The sequence below is a fragment of the Novosphingobium sp. TK71 genome, assembly GCF_055361505.1.
The window spans coordinates 1,308,368-1,325,275 of sequence record NZ_CM143962.1; the positions used below are offsets into that span (position 1 = coordinate 1,308,368).

At 63.2% G+C, this 16,908-nt stretch carries 18 protein-coding genes; 6 read left to right on the top strand and 12 right to left on the bottom strand.

Annotated elements, in window-relative coordinates; translation table 11 throughout:
- Positions 1–22 precede the first annotated feature (22 nt).
- The 3 genes from ACXJ16_RS05960 to ACXJ16_RS05970 all read right to left on the bottom strand — a co-directional run bounded on the left by ACXJ16_RS05960 (position 23) and on the right by ACXJ16_RS05970 (position 2,210).
- Entirely contained in the window at positions 23–1,408 is a 1,386-nt protein-coding gene (locus ACXJ16_RS05960; protein ID WP_463921591.1) for a M28 family peptidase, read from the bottom strand.
- Between the two features lie 79 nt (positions 1,409–1,487).
- The gene (locus ACXJ16_RS05965; protein WP_463921592.1) at positions 1,488–1,955 is read right to left on the bottom strand and encodes a GNAT family N-acetyltransferase; all 468 of its coding nucleotides are present in this window, start codon (positions 1,953–1,955) and stop codon (positions 1,488–1,490) included.
- Between the two features lie 15 nt (positions 1,956–1,970).
- Positions 1,971–2,210, bottom strand: a complete 240-nt coding sequence (locus ACXJ16_RS05970) for a hypothetical protein (RefSeq protein WP_054441663.1) — start codon at positions 2,208–2,210, stop codon at positions 1,971–1,973.
- A 400-nt stretch (positions 2,211–2,610) separates the two neighbouring features.
- On the opposite strand from ACXJ16_RS05970, the gene ettA reads away from it, so the two are divergent.
- The 3 genes from ettA to ACXJ16_RS05985 all read left to right on the top strand — a co-directional run bounded on the left by ettA (position 2,611) and on the right by ACXJ16_RS05985 (position 6,301).
- Positions 2,611–4,290 carry an energy-dependent translational throttle protein EttA gene (gene ettA, locus ACXJ16_RS05975; RefSeq protein ID WP_132468762.1) on the top strand — a complete coding sequence of 560 codons (1,680 nt, stop codon included), beginning with the start codon at positions 2,611–2,613 and terminating at the stop codon, positions 4,288–4,290.
- Between the two features lie 208 nt (positions 4,291–4,498).
- Positions 4,499–5,512, top strand: a complete 1,014-nt coding sequence (locus tag ACXJ16_RS05980) for an RcnB family protein (protein WP_463921595.1) — start codon at positions 4,499–4,501, stop codon at positions 5,510–5,512.
- 123 nt (positions 5,513–5,635) lie between these two features.
- On the top strand, positions 5,636–6,301 hold the full coding sequence (locus tag ACXJ16_RS05985; RefSeq protein ID WP_324694881.1) for a 2OG-Fe(II) oxygenase: 666 nt from the start codon (positions 5,636–5,638) through the stop codon (positions 6,299–6,301).
- Between the two features lie 31 nt (positions 6,302–6,332).
- Here the strand turns inward: ACXJ16_RS05985 and ACXJ16_RS05990 are convergent, their stop codons facing one another.
- The 4 genes from ACXJ16_RS05990 to ACXJ16_RS06005 form a co-directional block, all read right to left on the bottom strand.
- A complete protein-coding gene (locus ACXJ16_RS05990) occupies positions 6,333–6,863 on the bottom strand; it encodes a DUF1003 domain-containing protein (protein WP_324694879.1) in 531 nt (176 codons plus the stop codon).
- Positions 6,864–6,883: 20 nt separating this feature from the next.
- A complete protein-coding gene (locus ACXJ16_RS05995; RefSeq protein WP_324694877.1) occupies positions 6,884–8,488 on the bottom strand; it encodes a lysine--tRNA ligase in 1,605 nt (534 codons plus the stop codon).
- A 177-nt stretch (positions 8,489–8,665) separates the two neighbouring features.
- Complete coding sequence (locus ACXJ16_RS06000) at positions 8,666–8,959, bottom strand: DUF2218 domain-containing protein (RefSeq protein ID WP_054441652.1); 294 nt, start codon at positions 8,957–8,959, stop codon at positions 8,666–8,668.
- Positions 8,956–9,579 (bottom strand): PadR family transcriptional regulator, encoded by a 624-nt coding sequence (locus ACXJ16_RS06005; RefSeq protein WP_082370566.1) that lies wholly within the window; start codon positions 9,577–9,579, stop codon positions 8,956–8,958. Before ACXJ16_RS06005 ends, ACXJ16_RS06000 begins: the two co-directional genes overlap by 4 nt.
- Before the next feature lie 326 nt (positions 9,580–9,905).
- Here ACXJ16_RS06005 and ACXJ16_RS06010 point away from each other — a divergent pair, with 326 nt between their 5' ends.
- Both ACXJ16_RS06010 and ACXJ16_RS06015 read left to right on the top strand, forming a co-directional pair.
- On the top strand, positions 9,906–12,626 hold the full coding sequence (locus ACXJ16_RS06010; RefSeq protein ID WP_324694873.1) for an ATP-dependent DNA helicase: 2,721 nt from the start codon (positions 9,906–9,908) through the stop codon (positions 12,624–12,626).
- Between the two features lie 29 nt (positions 12,627–12,655).
- Entirely contained in the window at positions 12,656–13,201 is a 546-nt protein-coding gene (locus tag ACXJ16_RS06015) for a SixA phosphatase family protein (RefSeq protein ID WP_454797098.1), read from the top strand.
- 18 nt (positions 13,202–13,219) lie between these two features.
- On the opposite strand, the gene ACXJ16_RS06020 is transcribed toward ACXJ16_RS06015, so the two are convergent.
- The 5 genes from ACXJ16_RS06020 to rpmF form a co-directional block, all read right to left on the bottom strand.
- A complete protein-coding gene (locus ACXJ16_RS06020; RefSeq protein ID WP_185997505.1) occupies positions 13,220–13,660 on the bottom strand; it encodes a MerR family transcriptional regulator in 441 nt (146 codons plus the stop codon).
- Between the two features lie 29 nt (positions 13,661–13,689).
- Complete coding sequence (locus ACXJ16_RS06025) at positions 13,690–13,983, bottom strand: integration host factor subunit alpha (protein WP_054441643.1); 294 nt, start codon at positions 13,981–13,983, stop codon at positions 13,690–13,692.
- Positions 13,984–14,095: 112 nt separating this feature from the next.
- Entirely contained in the window at positions 14,096–15,064 is a 969-nt protein-coding gene (locus ACXJ16_RS06030; RefSeq protein WP_054441642.1) for a beta-ketoacyl-ACP synthase III, read from the bottom strand.
- On the bottom strand, positions 15,064–16,125 hold the full coding sequence (plsX, locus tag ACXJ16_RS06035) for a phosphate acyltransferase PlsX (protein WP_463921597.1): 1,062 nt from the start codon (positions 16,123–16,125) through the stop codon (positions 15,064–15,066). Before plsX ends, ACXJ16_RS06030 begins: the two co-directional genes overlap by 1 nt.
- 27 nt (positions 16,126–16,152) lie before the next feature.
- A complete protein-coding gene (gene rpmF / locus ACXJ16_RS06040; RefSeq protein WP_082370565.1) occupies positions 16,153–16,332 on the bottom strand; it encodes a 50S ribosomal protein L32 in 180 nt (59 codons plus the stop codon).
- A gap of 161 nt (positions 16,333–16,493) precedes the next feature.
- Between rpmF and ACXJ16_RS06045 the strand changes: the two genes are divergently transcribed.
- The gene (locus ACXJ16_RS06045) at positions 16,494–16,886 is read left to right on the top strand and encodes an MAPEG family protein (protein ID WP_185997507.1); all 393 of its coding nucleotides are present in this window, start codon (positions 16,494–16,496) and stop codon (positions 16,884–16,886) included.
- Positions 16,887–16,908 lie beyond the last annotated feature (22 nt).

Sequence of the window (16,908 nt, forward strand, 5' to 3'; positions counted from 1 at the left end):
CAATAGCCCCCTTCCCTCCCCGTCAGCCTTCGCCCTTCGATCCGGGCACGCGGGCGATCTCGCCCGGCTCGTTAGCGATCACCTTGAGCACCGCCGTCCAGGCGTCGACGTTCTGCTGAAGTGCTGCCGGATCGACCTTGTCGAGCGTGTCGTCGGGCGTGTGATGCAGGTCGAAATAGTGCATCCCGTCCTGCCCAAGATCGACCACCGCCAGTTCCTGCCTGGCGATGATGGCCGAGACGTCCGCTCCGCCGGTGGCCGCGCCGTCGTGTTGGACGATGCCCATCGGCCAGAGCGCGGCCTTGATCTTCTCGGCCACGGCCTTGTTGCTTTCGGCCAGGGTCAGGCGGAACTGCCACACCTTGTCGGCACCGAAGTCGCTCTCCATCGCCACGGCATGGGGTTCATTGCCATGCATCTCGGCATAGGCCTTGCTGCCACCGCCGGTGACGCCCATTTCCTCGTTACCCGCCCAGAGCACGCGAATCGTGCGCAGGGTCTTGCCGTCTTTCTGCGCGGCAAGCGCGGCTGCGGTGACGATGCCGCAACCCGATGCATCGTCGATCGCACCCGTCGCCAGGTCCCACGAATCGAGATGGCAGGCGAGCACGATCTTCGGCAGCGAAGGGTCGCGCCCCGGCAGGTCGGCGATCACATTGCCCGAAGGCGCATCGGGAAACGGCTTGCCGAGCATCGTCAGGTCGATCTTCATCGGCTTGCCGCGCTTGGCGATGCGGGCGATCAGGTCGGCATCGGGGTTGGAGACCGCGCCAGCCGGAATGGCGGCCACGTCCTTTGCAAAGACAGTGACGCCAGTGTGCGGATTGCGATGGCTGTCGGTACCGGCCGAGCGGATGACGATGGCCGAAGCCCCCTTCTGGGAAGCGATCGACGGCCCCCGGCGGCGTACATCCCCGTAAGGGCCATAGCCCGAGCCGTCCTGCGCCGCGCGCATGGCGTGGTCCACAAAGGCGATCTTGCCCTTGAGCGATCCGTCAGGCGCCGCGCGCAGGGCATCGAGCGTGGGGAAGTAGACGAGTTCGGCCTGAAGGCCCTTGGCCGGAGTGGGAGCCGAAAGGCCAAGGGCGGTGATTGCCAGCGCATGCGCATAAGGTGCGGTCAGCTTCGCGCGTTCCTCTCCGCGCGTCCAGACGAGGGTCTTGAACGGCTCGATCTTGACGTTCTGGAAACCCAGCGCGTTGAGCTTGGCCTCTGCCCAGAGGCGGGCCTGCCCCTCTTCGGGCGAACCGGCGAGCCGCGCACCGATCTCGGTGGTCAGCCCCTCGACGATTTCCCAGGCAACGCCCGAGCCTTCGGCAGGCGTGGCCAGAACGGGAACCGGGAGCGAAGCGGCGGCAAGGAGCGAGGAGGCGGCGAGAAGCGCCGCTGGGGAGAATCTGCGTTGCATGACAGATGCCTAACGCGCCCCGTCGCTCCTGCCAACCGGTCCATCTCGATCCCGGACCGGGGGGCCAGCCGGGTTTCGATCAGGGCACCAGATCAAGCCGCATGAACTGGTTGTGCGGGCTCGGCTCATAATCGGCAAATGCCTCGCACGAGATAAAGCCGGCGCTCCGGTAAAGCGAAATCGCCGGGACATGGAGCTGTGCCGTGCCGGTTTCGAGGTACAGGCAATCGTACCCCCTTGCCCGCGCCTGCTCGACGATATGGGCGAGCAGGGCCCGCCCCACGCCGGTGCCGCGCGCGGAGGGCGCTGCACGCATCGACTTCACCTCGCCCCGGCGCGCATCCAGTTCCTTTAGCGCGCCGAAACCGGCCAGCATCTCTCCGTTCCACGCCGTCCAGAAGGTCACGCTCGGCACCGAAAGGCCGCTCGCATCGAGTGCGAAGGCATGTTCGGCCATGACCTCCTGCAATTCGCGAAGATGATGCTCCAGCAAAGGAGCGACATGGGCCGCCGTGGGATCGTCCTGCCGGATGTGCATTGTGCTCATGTCCCGTGGTTCCTGCTACAGCCAGTTGCGGCCATCGGGGGTGCCGCAGCCATAGGGCGGCAACTGGCCCGGGAAGCGGGCCTGCATCTTGTGGCATCCCCAACTGCGTAGCGGCGAGGGGGCATAGCCGTTCAGCGCGATGCCGACTTCATCATAAGGCGTATCACCCTGAGCGACATACATGTACCAGCGGCCACCGAACATCACCGCTCCGGCAACCACAAACACGGTGACAACCTTTAGTAATTTCTGCATTTTTTCTCCGTCGGGGATCGGATAGGGGGGGCAAGGCCCTGCCCGCTGCCGGCTTTGCGATCAAGCCCCTTTGTCGCCCTCGGCCCGGCCGCTTTCCTACCCGGCGCAATTCTGAGAGGATTGAGACCATTCTCTCTCCGCGAAACCCGCTTCCAATGGCCCTTCACATTCCCGTTTGCCCGAAGTTCACACCCTCCTGTCGTGGCCGACCGGCATTTCCTGCGGTTTTCAGCAGATGACGGCCACTTGAAAATCCGGCGGCACGACACATTTCGGACGTTCCGTGTAAACCGCCGCGCCACACGCTCCGGGCGTCCGGCCCTGCCCTTGGCAACGGGGCCTCGCACCTGTAGAGCGAGCGCAACTTTTCAGATCCAGATCCTATTTCCAGAGGAAACCGATGGCTGCCCAATACGCCTTCGTCATGAAGGGCATGACCAAGACCTTCACCGGCGCCCCCAAGCCGGTGCTGTCCGACATCAACCTGCAGTTCTACCAGGGTGCCAAGATCGGCATCGTCGGCCCGAACGGCGCAGGCAAGTCGACCCTGATCAAGATCATGGCCGGCATCGACACCGACTATACGGGCGAAGCCTGGGCGGGCGAGAACATCACCGTCGGCTACCTCGAGCAGGAACCGGAGCTCGATACGAGCAAGAGCGTGCTTGAGAACGTCAAGGACGGCGCACGCGAAACCGCCGACCTCGTCGACCGCTTCAACGAGATCTCGAACCTCATGGCCGATCCGCCGGAAGACGCGGACTTCGACGCCTTGATGGAAGAGATGGGCGACCTTCAGGGCAAGATCGATGCGGTTGACGGCTGGACGCTCGACAACCAGCTTGAAATCGCCATGGAAGCACTGCGTTGCCCGCCGGGCGACTGGCCGGTGGACAAGCTCTCGGGCGGTGAAAAGCGCCGCGTCGCGCTGACCCGCCTGCTGATCCAGAAGCCCTCGATCCTGCTGCTCGACGAACCGACCAACCACCTCGACGCAGAATCCGTCGAATGGCTGGAAAACCACCTCAAGGAATACGCCGGCGCGGTGCTGATGATCACCCACGACCGCTACTTCCTTGACCACGTCGTTGACTGGATCCTCGAACTCGACCGCGGAAAATACTTCCCTTACGAGGGCAACTACTCGACCTACCTCGAGAAGAAGTCCAAGCGCATGGAGCAGGAGGACCGCGAAGAATCCGGCCGCCAGAAGGCGCTCAAGGACGAACTGGAGTGGATGCGGCAGACGCCTGCGGCCCGCCAGACCAAGTCCAAGGCGCGTATCCGCAAGTTCGAGCAGCTCCAGGAAGCCCAGTCCGGCCGCAAGCCCGGCAAGGCGCAGATCGTCATCCAGGTGCCCGAGCGACTTGGCGGCAAGGTCATCGAGGTCAAGGATATCTCGAAGGCTTACGGCGACAAGCTGCTGTTCGAGAACCTTTCGTTCATCCTGCCGCCGGGCGGCATCGTCGGCGTGATCGGCCCGAACGGCGCCGGCAAGTCGACCCTGTTCAAGCTGCTCACCGGCAAGGAAACCCCGGACGAGGGTTCGATCGACATCGGTTCGACCGTGCACCTCGGCTTCGTCGACCAGAGCCGCGACCACCTCGACCCCAAGAAGAACGTCTGGGAGGAAATCTCCGACGGGCTCGACTACATGAAGGTCAACGGTCACGACATGTCGACCCGCGCCTATGTGGGCGCGTTCAACTTCAAGGGCGCCGACCAGCAGAAGAACGTCGGCAAGCTCTCGGGCGGTGAACGCAACCGCGTCCACATGGCCAAGATGCTGAAGCTGGGCGGCAACGTCCTCCTGCTCGACGAACCGACCAACGACCTCGACGTCGAAACGCTCGGTGCGCTCGAGGAAGCAATCGAGAACTTCGCCGGTTGCGCCGTGGTCATCAGCCACGACCGCTTCTTCCTTGACCGTCTCGCCACGCACATCCTCGCGTTCGAGGGCGACAGCCACGTCGAATGGTTCGAAGGCAACTTCGAGGCCTATGAAGAAGACAAGCGCCGCCGCCTTGGCGACGCCGCGGATCGCCCGACCCGCCTCGCCTACAAGAAGCTGACGCGCTGATTTCGGCACTTCGCTGAACAGCTTCGGCGGAAGAACACGAGCCGTCGCTCCGGAAACTCCGGGGCGGCGGCTTGTTCATTTCGGTAGCACTGAAGATGAACAGAAGGCATTACCACGGTTCACCTCTGCGACAGCGCATCTCATATAGGAATACACTCAGGATGAACCGCCATCGCCCGGCGGCAAATCCGGTTTGGAGACCGGAAAAATGAAAAAGGAACATACTCTGAAGGCGAGCAGGCTTCTCTCTGCGGGCGCGATCGGCGCAATGGCGATTGCTGTAGCAGGTCTGGCCCTTCCCGCAGCCGCAATGGCGGAGCCCCGCCAGGATCGTGCGCCCCGGCAGGAGCGCAGCGGTGGAGAACGCCCCAGCGGAAACGGCGGCGCGTCTCGCCCCGCACCGCGCCCCGAAGCCCCGCGCCCGCAGATGCAGCAGGCCCGGCCCGACATGGCACGCCCGCAGGCGCCCGAGCGCCCTCAGGCCCAGTCCGCATGGCGCGGAAACGATCAGCGCCAGCAGCAGGCCCGGCCCGTCCCCCAGCAGCAAGGGGATCGCTCCTGGTCGAACGCCCGCCCTCCGCAGCAGGGTCAGCAGCGCCCCGATCAGCAGCCGAATTGGAAATCCGGCAACCGCTGGCAAGGAAACGGCACCCCTAGCGCCTGGCAAAGAGCCAAGGGCAATATTGACCGCGGCGATGCCGACCGCCGCGACAACGATCGGCGCTGGAACGCTGGCAATGGCCGTGATCGCCCCGATGGGCGCCCGGATGGCCGTCCGGGCACCCGTCCGGGGAACGACCGGCCGGACGATCGGCCCGCCTGGAATGGCAAGGACAATCGTCCCGACCGCAACGCATGGGGCAAGGATCGCCGGGACAACGATCGTCGTTGGTCCAATGGCGACAACCACCGCTGGGATCGCGATAACTGGCGCCGCGACAACCGTTACGACTGGCAGCGCTACCGCGACCGCAATCGCTCGGCCTATCATATCGGCGGTTACTATGCGCCCTATCGAGGCTATTCGTACCGCCGCCTGAGCATCGGCTTTACCCTGGGCTCGATGTTCTATGGCAGCAACTACTGGCTGGACGATCCGTGGTCCTACCGTTTGCCGCCGGTCTACGGCCCTTATCGCTGGGTCCGGTATTACGACGACGTACTGCTGGTAGATACCTATTCCGGCGAAGTGGTCGACGTGATCTACGACTTCTTCTGGTAGAATCCCTGATGCCCCCGGATCGCATGATCCGGGGGCGTTTTTCTTGAGCCCAGCAATTCAGCCACAACTTTGTGAATAGCAGCAATTGATTGGCCCCGCCGCGCGCGTAGTCTGCCTGCCTTCATGCAGAAAACCATCCATCCGGACAGCGAAACCCTGACGAGGATAGGCAGCAGCGTGCGCGGGCGATTGTCCGAGAGCCCGGCGATAAGGCGCGTTCCGGTGGAAGGGGCGGAAATCTACACGGCCGAGCAATTCCTCTCGCCGGTGCACTGCTCCCATCTCATCGGCCTGATAGACGCTGTCGCCTGCCCATCCCGCCTGGCCGAAGAAAAGGATTGGGAAGGCTACCGCACGAGTTTTTCGGGCGACATCGATCCGAACGACCTTATCGTCCGCGCACTCGACACAAAACTGAGCGAACTCACCGGGATCGATAGCGCCTGCGGCGAATCCGCGCAGGGTCAGCGCTACAATCGAGGCGAGTTCTACCACGAGCATTGGGACTGGTTCGACACGAGCGCGCCCTACTGGCCGCGCGAAAAGCGTAATGGCGGACAGCGAAGCTGGACGGCGATGATCTATCTCAACACCGTGGACGAAGGCGGGATGACGGACTTCGTCCACCTCGGCCTCAAGGTTCAACCGATCGCGGGAACGCTCCTGATCTGGAACAATGCCCTGCCTGACGGTACTCCCAACCCCCTGACCATGCATGCCGCGCGGCCCGTGGTGCGCGGCGTAAAGTATGTCGTCACGAAGTGGTTCCGCGCGCGTTACTGGTCCTGAACGCGATGGCACCGGGTCATGAGTTAAAGACCTAACACTCCTCGCCGTCTTCGGCCGAGCGGCGAGCCTCCAGATACTCCATGAGATGATCGAAACGCCGGTGCAGCCGGATGATCTCAAGCTGCGTGCGCAGATTGACCTCATAGTCGTGCCGCGCGGTGATCCGATCCTTGTCGGCCTGCCGGTTCTGACTCATCATGATGACAGGCGCCTGGATGGCGGCCAGCATCGAAAGCATCAGGTTCAGGAAAATGTAGGGGTAGGCGTCGAAGGGCTTGATTCCGATCGCCTGAAGGATCGTGCTGTTCAGCAGCATCCAGCCGAACAGCACCACGCCGAAAGCGATGATGAAGCCCCAGCTTCCGCCGACCGCCGCCACCCGGTCGGCCAGCCGGTCCGCGCGGGTTGCATGAAGCGCGGCCAGCTCATCGGCATTGGGGCCAACGATACTGCCGGTCGCAATGCGGTTGAGGACCTCCCGGTCCTCCCTGTCGAGATCATCGAACCGACGCCCGAGCAGCTCTTCGGCGAGTTCCTCGGGCGTCTTGGGGTTCTTGTGCATTCAGGCCCCGATCTTTCCGTTCAGCCAGCGGCCGAAAGGGCCTCCGCGATCAGTTTGCGCGTTTCAGGCACGCCGTAAAGGGCAATGAAGCTGCCCATGCGCGGCCCCTGCGAAGAACCGAGCAGCGTTTCGTAAAGCGCCTTGAACCAGTCACGCAGCGTCTCGAACTGATAGGTCTCGTTCTTGCCGATCTCGTAGACCACGTTCTGAAGCGCTTCTGCGGTCGCTTCCGAGCCGGCCTTCTCCAGTTCGGCGTCCAGCACCTTCAGCGCTTCGGCCTCGTTCGCAGTCGGCGCACGGCGCTTCAGGGTAGGTGCAATGAAGTCACGATTGGTGGCGAGCGCGGCGCGGACCATCTCCCCCAGTTCCGGGTGCGCCTCGGGCGTGGCATCGGCGACATAGTTACCGAGATAGGACCAGACCTGCTCTGCAGTCGCCTCCGCGCCGAGAACCCCGACGAGGTTGAGCAGCAACGAGAACGTCACCGGCACAGTGTCGCCAGCACCTTCATCTTCGCCGTTCGCGCGCAGCAGGTGCCACACGGGATTGCCGAGTTGCTTGTCGAGCGCCTGACCGGCGAGATTGCCGCGGAACTGCCAATACTCGTCGACAGCCTTGGGGATCACCCCGACATGAAGTTGCTTGGCGCTCTTGGGCTCACGGAACAGGTAGAAGCCCAGCGACTCCTCCGTGCCATAAGTCAGCCACTGCTCGATGGTGAGACCGTTGCCCTTCGACTTCGAAATCTTCTCGCCATTCTCGTCGAGGAACAGCTCGTAGATCAGCCCTTCCGGCTTACGACCGCCCAGAATCTGCACAATCTTGCCGGACTGGGTCACCGAGTCGGTCAAGTCCTTGCCGCACATCTCGTAATCGACGCCGAGCGCATACCAACGCATGGCCCAGTCGACCTTCCACTGGAGCTTGGCCTTTCCTCCGAATACGGACTGCTCGACGACGGTGCCATCCTCGTCCGTAAAACGGATCAGGCCGGTGGCGGAATCGAGCACTTCGACCGGGACCTGGAGCACAACACCACTGGTGGGCGAAACCGGCAGCACCGGCGAATAAGTCTTGCGGCGCTCCTCGCGCAGCGTCGGCAGCATGACATCGAGGATCGCCTGGTTGCACTCGAGCACGCGCGTCAGCGCTGCGTCGAACTCGCCGGAATTGTAGCGATCGCTGGCCGAGACGAACTCGTAATCGAAGCCGAAGCGATCGAGGAAGTCGCGCAGCATCGCGTTGTTGTAATGCGCGAAGCTTTCGTGCGTGCCGAATGGATCGGGTATGCGGCTGAGCGGCTTGCCGAGGTTGGCGGCAAGCACTTCCCCGTTCGGGATATTGTCGGGGACCTTGCGAAGGCCGTCCATGTCGTCCGAAAAGGCGACAAGACGGGTCGGCGCTCCGCCCGTCAGCGCTTCGTAGGCACGGCGGACGAGCGTAGTACGCAGGACTTCCTGGAAAGTGCCGATATGCGGAAGGCCCGACGGACCGTAGCCGGTCTCGAACAGCATCGGCGCATCGCCGGGTTTGCCGTTCGGATAACGCTTGAGGAGCTTCTGGGCCTCCTGGAAGGGCCAGGCCTTGGACACGCGTGCGGCTTCAATCAGGGCGTTTTCAGTCATGGCAGCGCTCTTTGGCGAAAAGCGCGCATTTCGCAAGCAAGAAGGCATGCGCCTCGCCTTCGAAAGTGCCCTCATCCCGAACCTGATCGAAGGCCGCTCTCAAAGAGACTCATCGCTCGCAGCGAAGCATCTCCAATCGTCGGCAATGGAAGATCAGGTCCGGGATAACGGGATAACTCAGGCTTCCTGCCACTGCCAGTCGTAAGCGAGCGGGGCCTCACGGAAAGCAAAGCGATCGATGTGGCGCGCGACCACGTCGGTCAGGCCCTCTACATCCTCGCGCTTCTCACCGGTAATGGTGATCGCGATACCGCCCTCGTCCGCAGCCATGACGGCCACGGCGGAAGGAAAGGTCACGGTTCCGGTATCACCATCCACTTCGGTCTGGAGCTTGTGGCTCCAGTGCTTGCAAAGCTGACGGACGTATTTGCCACCGCTTTCGGTCGCGACACGGGTAGCGATGCTGTTCATCCCTCGATCCTTTCGATCTTGCGAGTGGCCTCGTCGAGTGCATCTGCGATCTGCAGGATGACATCCCGATTGGCGCCATCTTTCGAGAGCCGGTCGAACATCGCGATTTTCAGCGCATGCATCGCCCGGCGCACCGGAGCGGGATCAACCTTCTCGCGCGCTTCGGCAAGAGCCGAAAGCCGTGCCTTCAATGCAACCGCCTTATCGGCATCCGCTTCTGCCTGGGCCTTGCCCTGCTCGGTTGCTTCATAGGACTTGCGGGAGGTTTCACCGCTAGCCGGCGCGATCAGCCCGGATTCCTCCATGTAAGTGAGCGCAGGGTAAACGACGCCCGGACTGGGCGCATAATCTCCACCCGACAGCCCTTCGATCTCGCGGATCAGGTCATAGCCATGGCGCGGCGTCTCGGCGATCAAGGCTAGCAGCAGGATCTGGAGTTCGGCCTGATCGAACAACCGTTTGCGGCGTCCGCCACCCGGACCCCCTCCAAATCCGCCGCCGAAACCACCGCCAAATCCGCCAAAGCCTTCGCCACGGCCGCCACGCCCGCGTCCCCGTCCGCCGGGAAATCCGCCGCCGAAACCTTCGCCAAAGCTGTCGCCATCGGGCCCTCGGCCCATTCCGAACCCGCCGCGGCCACGCATGCCGCGCGGTGCAAACTCGTCCGAAGAATAGTGCTCGCGGTGATGCCCGCGACGGCCGCAACGGCCCTCACCACGCTCGATGCCATGGCCATGATCGCGGCCCCTGCCGCGCTTGTGAGAATGCATATCTCTCATTTCGATTTCTTTCCAATTCATGATGGCCTCAAAATATATCTTAAAGGGAAATTCGCAAGAGCCTAAAATGTATCTTGATGTATTTTTTGTTCCGACACTGCGGTTTTCGACGATAGCCGGCTTCGCAAGGTTTCCCTTTTGTCCGCAGCTTGCCTAAGACGAGCGGCATGGCCGCCCTGCCCCTTCCCGCACTCCATGCCAGCCACGGCGGCTCGTGGCTTCGCGACGGATCCGGCAACACCCGGCCTGTCTCGAAGGGCGAATCGGTGATGGCGGCGGCAGACACGCCGCTGCTGATCCTCAACGCTCCCCTGGTCGCCACGCGACTGGGCTATCCCGACCTGTCCGGCCTCGACCTGCTCGAACTCTACGCCTTCGTGCATCCTGCGCGTTTCGTCGTGCCGACGCCCAAGGGTCTCGGCCAGGCGCTCGATCTCGAAATCCCGAAAGACGATGCCGACGTCCCGCGCCTGCTTCAGGAAGCCGCCGGCGCCCTGCTCGCCATTTGCGAAAGCCCGACCTGGCCCGAACGGGAAGGGGCATGGACGTCGCTACAATCGCTCGTCCGCATGCGCTGGCCATGGTCGAATCTGCTGGAATCGCGCATCGCTCGTCCCGAACGCGCCGAACGCTGGCTGTTCACGCGCCTGCCCGAATGGGAAGAAAGCCCCGAACTTCCACAACCCCGGCAGATTACGCTGGAAAAAGATGAAGTACTTCAACGCCTTGCGCGGCTGACGGGCAGCGGCGCGGAGCAGCGCCCCACCCAGCAGGCCTATGCCGCAGAAGCCGCGGCTGCATTTGCCCCGCGCCAATCCTCCGGACGCCCGCACGTCCTGCTCGCGCAGGCAGGTACCGGAATCGGCAAGACGCTCGGCTATCTGGCCCCCTCTTCGCTATGGAGCGAATTGTCCGGCGGCACCACTTGGGTTTCCACGTACACCAAGGCACTGCAACGCCAGCTCCGCAAGGAGAGCCGCCGCGCATGGCCGGAACGGCGCGCGGACGGCAGCCAGCCCGTCGTCGTTCGCAAGGGCCGTGAGAACTATCTCTGCCTGCTCAATCTCGAGGATGCCCTGCAGGGCGGCTTCGCCGGGCGCGCGGCAATCATGGCGCAACTCGTCGCGCGCTGGGCCGCCTATACACAGGACGGCGACATGATCGGCGGAGACCTGCCGGGCTGGCTCGGTACCCTGTTCCGTCAACGCGGCATCACAGCCCTCACCGACCGGCGCGGCGAATGCGTCTATGCCGGCTGCCCGCACTACCGGAAGTGCTTCATCGAGCGTGCCGCACGGGCCAGCGCCGGGGCCGACCTCGTGATCGGCAATCATGCACTCGTCATGATCAACGCCGCGCGCGGCCGCGACCACGCTGCCCGGCCGACCCGGATCGTCTTCGACGAAGGCCATCATGTCTTCGACGCCGCCGATTCCACTTTCGCCGCCGCGCTCACCGGCGCCGAGGCGATCGAACTTCGCCGCTGGGTAATCGGGCCGGAAAAAGCCTCGCGGGGACGACGGCGCGGCCTCTCCGCCCGGCTCGCCGATGTCGCCAGCTATGACGAAGCTGGCGCAAAGGCGATCAACGCCGCCCGCGCCGCGGCCGAAGCGCTTCCCGGCGATGGCTGGATGCAGCGCCTCACCGAAGGCGCGCCCTCCGGCCCGATCGAAGAACTGCTCGCTGCCGTGCGCGCAACCGTCTACGCCCGCGACGAGAGCGGCGGACAGGAAGCCGGCTACGGACTCGAAACCGAGGCGGCCGGACTGGACGGCGCCTTCGTCGAGATCGCGGAAGCCGCGCGCGAGGCCCTGGGCGAACTGCGTCAACCTCTCGTCCGTCTCGGCCTCAGGCTGGAAGCGCTGATGGAAGATGGGCCCGACTGGCTTGATGGTCCCGGCCGAGCGCGCATCGAAGGAGCCCGGCAATCGCTCGGCTGGCGTGTGGATATCCTTCTGGCCTGGGAAGCGATGCTCGGCAGACTCGCCGGCCCCGCCGATCCCGAATTCGTGGACTGGCTGGCACTCGATCGTTCGGAAGCGCGCGAATACGATGTCGGCATCCACCGTCATTGGCTCGATCCGATGAAGCCTTTCGCCAGCGTCGTTCTCGAACCGGCACACGGCGTCGTGATGACCTCGGCAACCCTGCGTGACGGCGAGAACTGGGATAAGGCCATCGCGCGCTCGGGCGTCCGTCATATCGAAGTTGCCCCGAAGCTTTCGGAACATCTCAGCCCCTTCGACTATGCTGCACAGGCCGAAGTCCTCATCGTCAACGATGTGCCTCGCGGCGATATTCCCGCGCTCGCCGGCGCATACGCGCGGCTGATCGAAGCGGCAGGTGGAGGCGCGCTCGGCCTGTTCACGGCCATTCGCCGTTTACGCGCCGTCCATGGCCGCATTGCCGACCGGCTCGCCCGCGCGGGCCTGCCTCTCTATGCGCAACACGTCGACCCCATCGACACCGGCACGCTGGTGGATATCTTCCGCGACGATCCGGCCGCATCCCTGCTTGGCACCGATGCCTTGCGCGACGGCGTGGACGTGCCGGGCGAATCGCTGCGACTGGTGGTGATGGAGCAAGTGCCCTGGCCGCGCCCCACCATCCTGCACCGTGCCCGGCGCGTTGCCGGCGGCGGCTCCGCCTATGATGACAGTCTGATCCGCGCAAAACTGGCGCAGGCTTTTGGACGCCTGATCCGCAGTCGCGGCGATCGCGGGCATTTCGTCGTCCTCTCCTCTGCCTTCCCCTCGCGATTGCTGAGCGCTTTCCCTGAAGGAACGCCGGTGCTTCGAATTTCGCTGGAGGAAGCCTTGCATCGCGTCGCCTGGAATGTTTCAGGAGAAAGCGAAAAGCAGAGCGATGCGGCCCGACCTTCCGTTTGACCCCGAACTAGTGTGAACCGAACTACTCGATGAAAACTCTCGGAATCTTCAGACATGCCAAGTCCGACTGGCACGACGCCCGCCTGCGGGATTTCGATCGCCCGCTCAACAAGCGCGGGCGAAAGGGCGCTGCCTTGATGGGACTGCACATCCGGGATCATGCGATAGGCTGGAAGCGCGTCCTCGCATCGCCTGCCGTCCGCGTCACGCAGACGATCGAACTCGCAGGCGAAGCTGCAGGCGAGATGCCGCCCATCACCTGGGACCGCCGCATCTACCTTGCAAGTTCGGCAACGCTGATAGACTTGCTGCGCGAACAGACGGGTGACCCGCGTTCGATCATGCTCGTTGGCCACAACCCCGGACTGGAAGATCTGATCTTCGACCTCGTGCCGGATGACGGCAGCAGTCCGATGCGCGATGTGGTCGAAGAAAAGTTTCCCACCGCTGCATATGCGGTGTTGGAACTGGACATCGATTCCTGGGGCCAGATCCGCGAAGGAATCGGGCGCCTCGCCCATCTGACCCGTCCCCGGGATCTAGACCCCGAACTGGGACCGGACATTCAATTCTGAATAGCGGGCAAGCCCGCCTCACACCTCGACGAGGGCCTGGGCCAATCGCTCGCGAATTTGCTGCAGCGCGTTTTCGAAAGCGTCGATAGCTTCTACAGGCTTCGGATTCGTGGAAGGGTCGACCCCGACCGAAATCGAGGCCGTGGCCAAGCCTGTGGCCGGCTGCTCTTCAAGCGCCATCCGGGCGCCGCGCAAGGTATAACCCTCACGATTGACCAGCCGGTCGATCGCCGCGATCAGCACGACATCCTCGCGCCGATAATAGCGACGATTGCCGCTACGCTTGATGGGTTGAAGCGACGGAAACTGCTCTTCCCAGTAGCGCAGGACATGTTGCCGGATGCCCAACGCCTTGGTCACCTCGCCGATCGTGCGCAGCGCATCAGGCGCCTTGCCATCGTCAAAGCCAAAAGGGTCGAATCCGGAACCGGTTTCGCCGCCCGCTTCACTTGCTGCCATGGCTAAAATCTCCGCATTCCTGGCCGCAATCAGCCAGTAATGCGGTCCTTCAGCATCTGGCTTGCCCGGAAAGTCATGACCCGGCGCGGCGTGATAGGCACTTCGACCCCGGTTTTCGGATTACGTCCGATCCGCTCGCCCTTATCGCGCAAGAGGAACGTTCCGAACCCGGAAATCTTAACGTTTTCGCCCTCGGCGAGGGCCTCCGACATGTGTTGCAATATCGCTTCGACCATCGCAAGCGACTCGGACCTGGACAGTCCGAGCTTCCTGTGGATGGCTTCAGCGATCTCCGCCCTCGTCAGTGTGTCCGTGGAACGCATCAGTCCCGCATCCCCTCCGTGCGACAAACCCCCACGAAGATAATATGAAAAAATGCGGGAAAAGCAATGCCGCACGCAGCAATTGCGGGCACTCCCCCATACCGGAGCAAATTCACATCCGGATCAGGCTGGCGCCCCAGGTGAAACCGCCGCCCATCGCCTCCAGAACGACCAGGTCGCCCTGGACAATTCGTCCGTCGCGAACCGCCTGATCCAGCGCCAACGGCACCGAAGCTGCCGAGGTATTGGCATGCTGCCCCACCGTCATGACGACCTTCTCACGTGGAAGATCAAGCTTCCTGGCAGTGGCTTCCAGAATGCGCGCATTGGCCTGATGGGGCACGAGCCAATCGATATCGTTTGAAGAAAGACCAGCTTCTTCAAGGACTTCGTTAAGGACCTCAGCCAGATTGACCACGGCATGGCGAAAGACCTCGCGGCCTTTCATGCGCAGCTTGCCGACCGTCCCCGTGGTTGATGGACCGCCGTCGACATAAAGGAGCTGGTTATGCGCACCGTCAGCATGAAGACGCGTGGCAAGAACGCCGCGCGGCGCATCACCGTCCTGCTCCTGCGCTTCGAGGATGATTGCTCCCGCACCATCTCCGAACAGGACACAAGTGGTGCGATCTTCCCAATCGAGGATGCGGCTGAACGTTTCCGAACCGATTACCAGCGCACGCTTGGCCATGCCGGAGCGCAACATCGAATCGGCAACGCCCACGGCGTAAAGGAATCCAGAGCACACCGCTGCCACGTCAAAAGCGATTCCGCCCCGGCAGCCAAGGTTACTTTGAACGATGGTAGCCGTTGCCGGAAAAGTCTGGTCGGGCGTTGCCGTGGCAAGCACGATCAGGTCGATCGAGGAGGCATCGATCCCGGCAGCCTCAATCGCCTTGCGTGCGGCATCCGTTGCCAGGCTCGACGTGGTCTCGTCGGGCGCGGCGATGTGCCGGTTGGAAATGCCGGTACGCTCGACGATCCACTCGTCGCTCGTATCAACCTGTTCGGCAAGTTCCGCGTTGCTGACCGAGCGGCGCGGCAGGGCGGAACCCGTACCGACCAGAACCGAACGAATCATCAGGCACTCTCTTCCTGGACACGCGACTTGCGCAGGGACGCTCCGCCCACGCGGGCAAGGTCGGCGGATATCCGCTCAGTCACGTTTTCCTCCAGGAGCCGCGCGGTAACCGCCACGGCATTTGCGACGCCTGCGGCGTTTGCGCCGCCATGGCTCTTCACGACAATACCGTTGAGGCCCAGGAAGACCGCGCCATTATGGTTATTGGGATCGAGATGGTGCTTGAGCAGCTCGGTAGCAGGCTTCGAGATCAGGAAACCGATCTTGGAACGGAGCGAACTGGTAAATCCGCGCCGCAGCAGGTCCGCCACGAATCGCGCCGTACCCTCGACCGCCTTCAGGGCAATGTTGCCCGAGAATCCGTCGGTTACGACGACATCCATCGAACCGCTGCCGAGCTTGTCTGCCTCGGTGAACCCGTCGAAAGACATCGACAGGTCGCCAGCCGCTTTCTTGAGGGTCGCCGCCGCTTCGCGCAGCATGTCAGTGCCCTTGGTTTCTTCCGAACCGATGTTCAGAAGACGCACGCGCGGCTGCTCGCGCCCCGTGGCGACGCGGGCATAGGCAGCGCCCATGATCGCGAACTGCACGAGGTTGCGGGCATCGCACTCGGCATTGGCGCCGAGATCGAGCATGACAAGATCGTTGTCCCCAAGCGTCGGCAGCAGGGCTGCAAGCGCCGGGCGATCGATTCCGGGCATGGTCCGCAAGGTCAGCTTGGAAATCGCCATCAGCGCGCCGGTGTTGCCGGCGCTGACGGCGGCTCCGGCGTCACCCGCCTTCACCGCCTCGATCGCGCGTCCCATCGAGGTGCCCTTGGCCCGGCGCAAGGCCTGACTGGGCTTATCCTCACCGCTGATAACGCCTTCGGTATGCAGAATCTCGGAAGAAGCCCTGAGATTCGGATGATTTTCGAGCGCGACCTTGATCCGCGGCTCATCACCGACCAGCAGGAACTTGAAACGATCATGACGACGGCGCGCGAGCGCAGCGCCCTCAATCATGACGCGCACGCCCTCGTCGCCGCCCATCGCATCGATCGCGATACGCGGCAGACTCATGGGCACTCTCCGGGAATCGTCGTAATCTTAGACTTCGACCGCGACGATTTCACGACCATTGTAGTGGCCGCAAGCGTTGCAGAGGTTGTGCGGGCGCTTCAGCTCACCGCAGTTGGGGCATTCGTGGAACGCTTCAACCTGCAGAGCATCGTGGCTGCGGCGCATGCCCCGGCGAGACGGGGACGTTTTTCTTTTAGGGACAGCCATTTCGGCACCTGTTCCTGGAATTGAATGTCAAAAAGGCCGCCGGAAACCGTGTTCGCGGACCGGCGGCTTGCGAAGGCGCGCCTATAACCGATTTCACACGAGTTGCAACCCGTTCCGCCCCGCCGCATGAACGCGAAATCGACAAAGAGGAAATTGCACCAATGATTCTGCAGACCACACTGTGCCTTGCGGCCGCCGCCGGTGTCATCACCTTCTGGCATATAGTGCGGATCGGACAATTGCGCATGCGCGAAAAGGTGCTCTTCGGCGACGGCGGTCACGAACGCCTGGGCCGCCGCATGCGCGCGCAGCTGAATTTCGTGGAAAGCACTCCCTTCCTGCTGATCCTCGTCGCCGCGATCGAGATGACGGGCAAGGCCGGCCCCTGGCTGGCGATCGCCGGCTCGATCTTCATGCTGGGCCGTGTGGCACACGCTCTTGGAATGGACATCGGCAAGCCCAACCTGCTGCGGGCAGGCGGCGTTATCATTACAGTGCTGACGCTGCTCGGGCTGTCGGTCATGGCGCTGCTGATCGCGCTGGGACGGTTCTGAGAATCAAAAAGGGGCGGCGCAT

Coding starts and splice junctions, on each gene's coding strand:
- ACXJ16_RS05960 (WP_463921591.1), bottom strand. CDS start 1,408: ATGCAACGCAGATTCTCCCCAGCGGCGCTTCTCGCCGCCTCCTCGCTC.
- ACXJ16_RS05965 (WP_463921592.1), bottom strand. CDS start 1,955: ATGAGCACAATGCACATCCGGCAGGACGATCCCACGGCGGCCCATGTC.
- ACXJ16_RS05970 (WP_054441663.1), bottom strand. CDS start 2,210: ATGCAGAAATTACTAAAGGTTGTCACCGTGTTTGTGGTTGCCGGAGCG.
- ettA (WP_132468762.1), top strand. CDS start 2,611: ATGGCTGCCCAATACGCCTTCGTCATGAAGGGCATGACCAAGACCTTC.
- ACXJ16_RS05980 (WP_463921595.1), top strand. CDS start 4,499: ATGAAAAAGGAACATACTCTGAAGGCGAGCAGGCTTCTCTCTGCGGGC.
- ACXJ16_RS05985 (WP_324694881.1), top strand. CDS start 5,636: ATGCAGAAAACCATCCATCCGGACAGCGAAACCCTGACGAGGATAGGC.
- ACXJ16_RS05990 (WP_324694879.1), bottom strand. CDS start 6,863: ATGCACAAGAACCCCAAGACGCCCGAGGAACTCGCCGAAGAGCTGCTC.
- ACXJ16_RS05995 (WP_324694877.1), bottom strand. CDS start 8,488: ATGACTGAAAACGCCCTGATTGAAGCCGCACGCGTGTCCAAGGCCTGG.
- ACXJ16_RS06000 (WP_054441652.1), bottom strand. CDS start 8,959: ATGAACAGCATCGCTACCCGTGTCGCGACCGAAAGCGGTGGCAAATAC.
- ACXJ16_RS06005 (WP_082370566.1), bottom strand. CDS start 9,579: ATGGGCCGAGGGCCCGATGGCGACAGCTTTGGCGAAGGTTTCGGCGGC.
- ACXJ16_RS06010 (WP_324694873.1), top strand. CDS start 9,906: ATGGCCGCCCTGCCCCTTCCCGCACTCCATGCCAGCCACGGCGGCTCG.
- ACXJ16_RS06015 (WP_454797098.1), top strand. CDS start 12,656: ATGAAAACTCTCGGAATCTTCAGACATGCCAAGTCCGACTGGCACGAC.
- ACXJ16_RS06020 (WP_185997505.1), bottom strand. CDS start 13,660: ATGGCAGCAAGTGAAGCGGGCGGCGAAACCGGTTCCGGATTCGACCCT.
- ACXJ16_RS06025 (WP_054441643.1), bottom strand. CDS start 13,983: ATGCGTTCCACGGACACACTGACGAGGGCGGAGATCGCTGAAGCCATC.
- ACXJ16_RS06030 (WP_054441642.1), bottom strand. CDS start 15,064: ATGATTCGTTCGGTTCTGGTCGGTACGGGTTCCGCCCTGCCGCGCCGC.
- plsX (WP_463921597.1), bottom strand. CDS start 16,125: ATGAGTCTGCCGCGTATCGCGATCGATGCGATGGGCGGCGACGAGGGC.
- rpmF (WP_082370565.1), bottom strand. CDS start 16,332: ATGGCTGTCCCTAAAAGAAAAACGTCCCCGTCTCGCCGGGGCATGCGC.
- ACXJ16_RS06045 (WP_185997507.1), top strand. CDS start 16,494: ATGATTCTGCAGACCACACTGTGCCTTGCGGCCGCCGCCGGTGTCATC.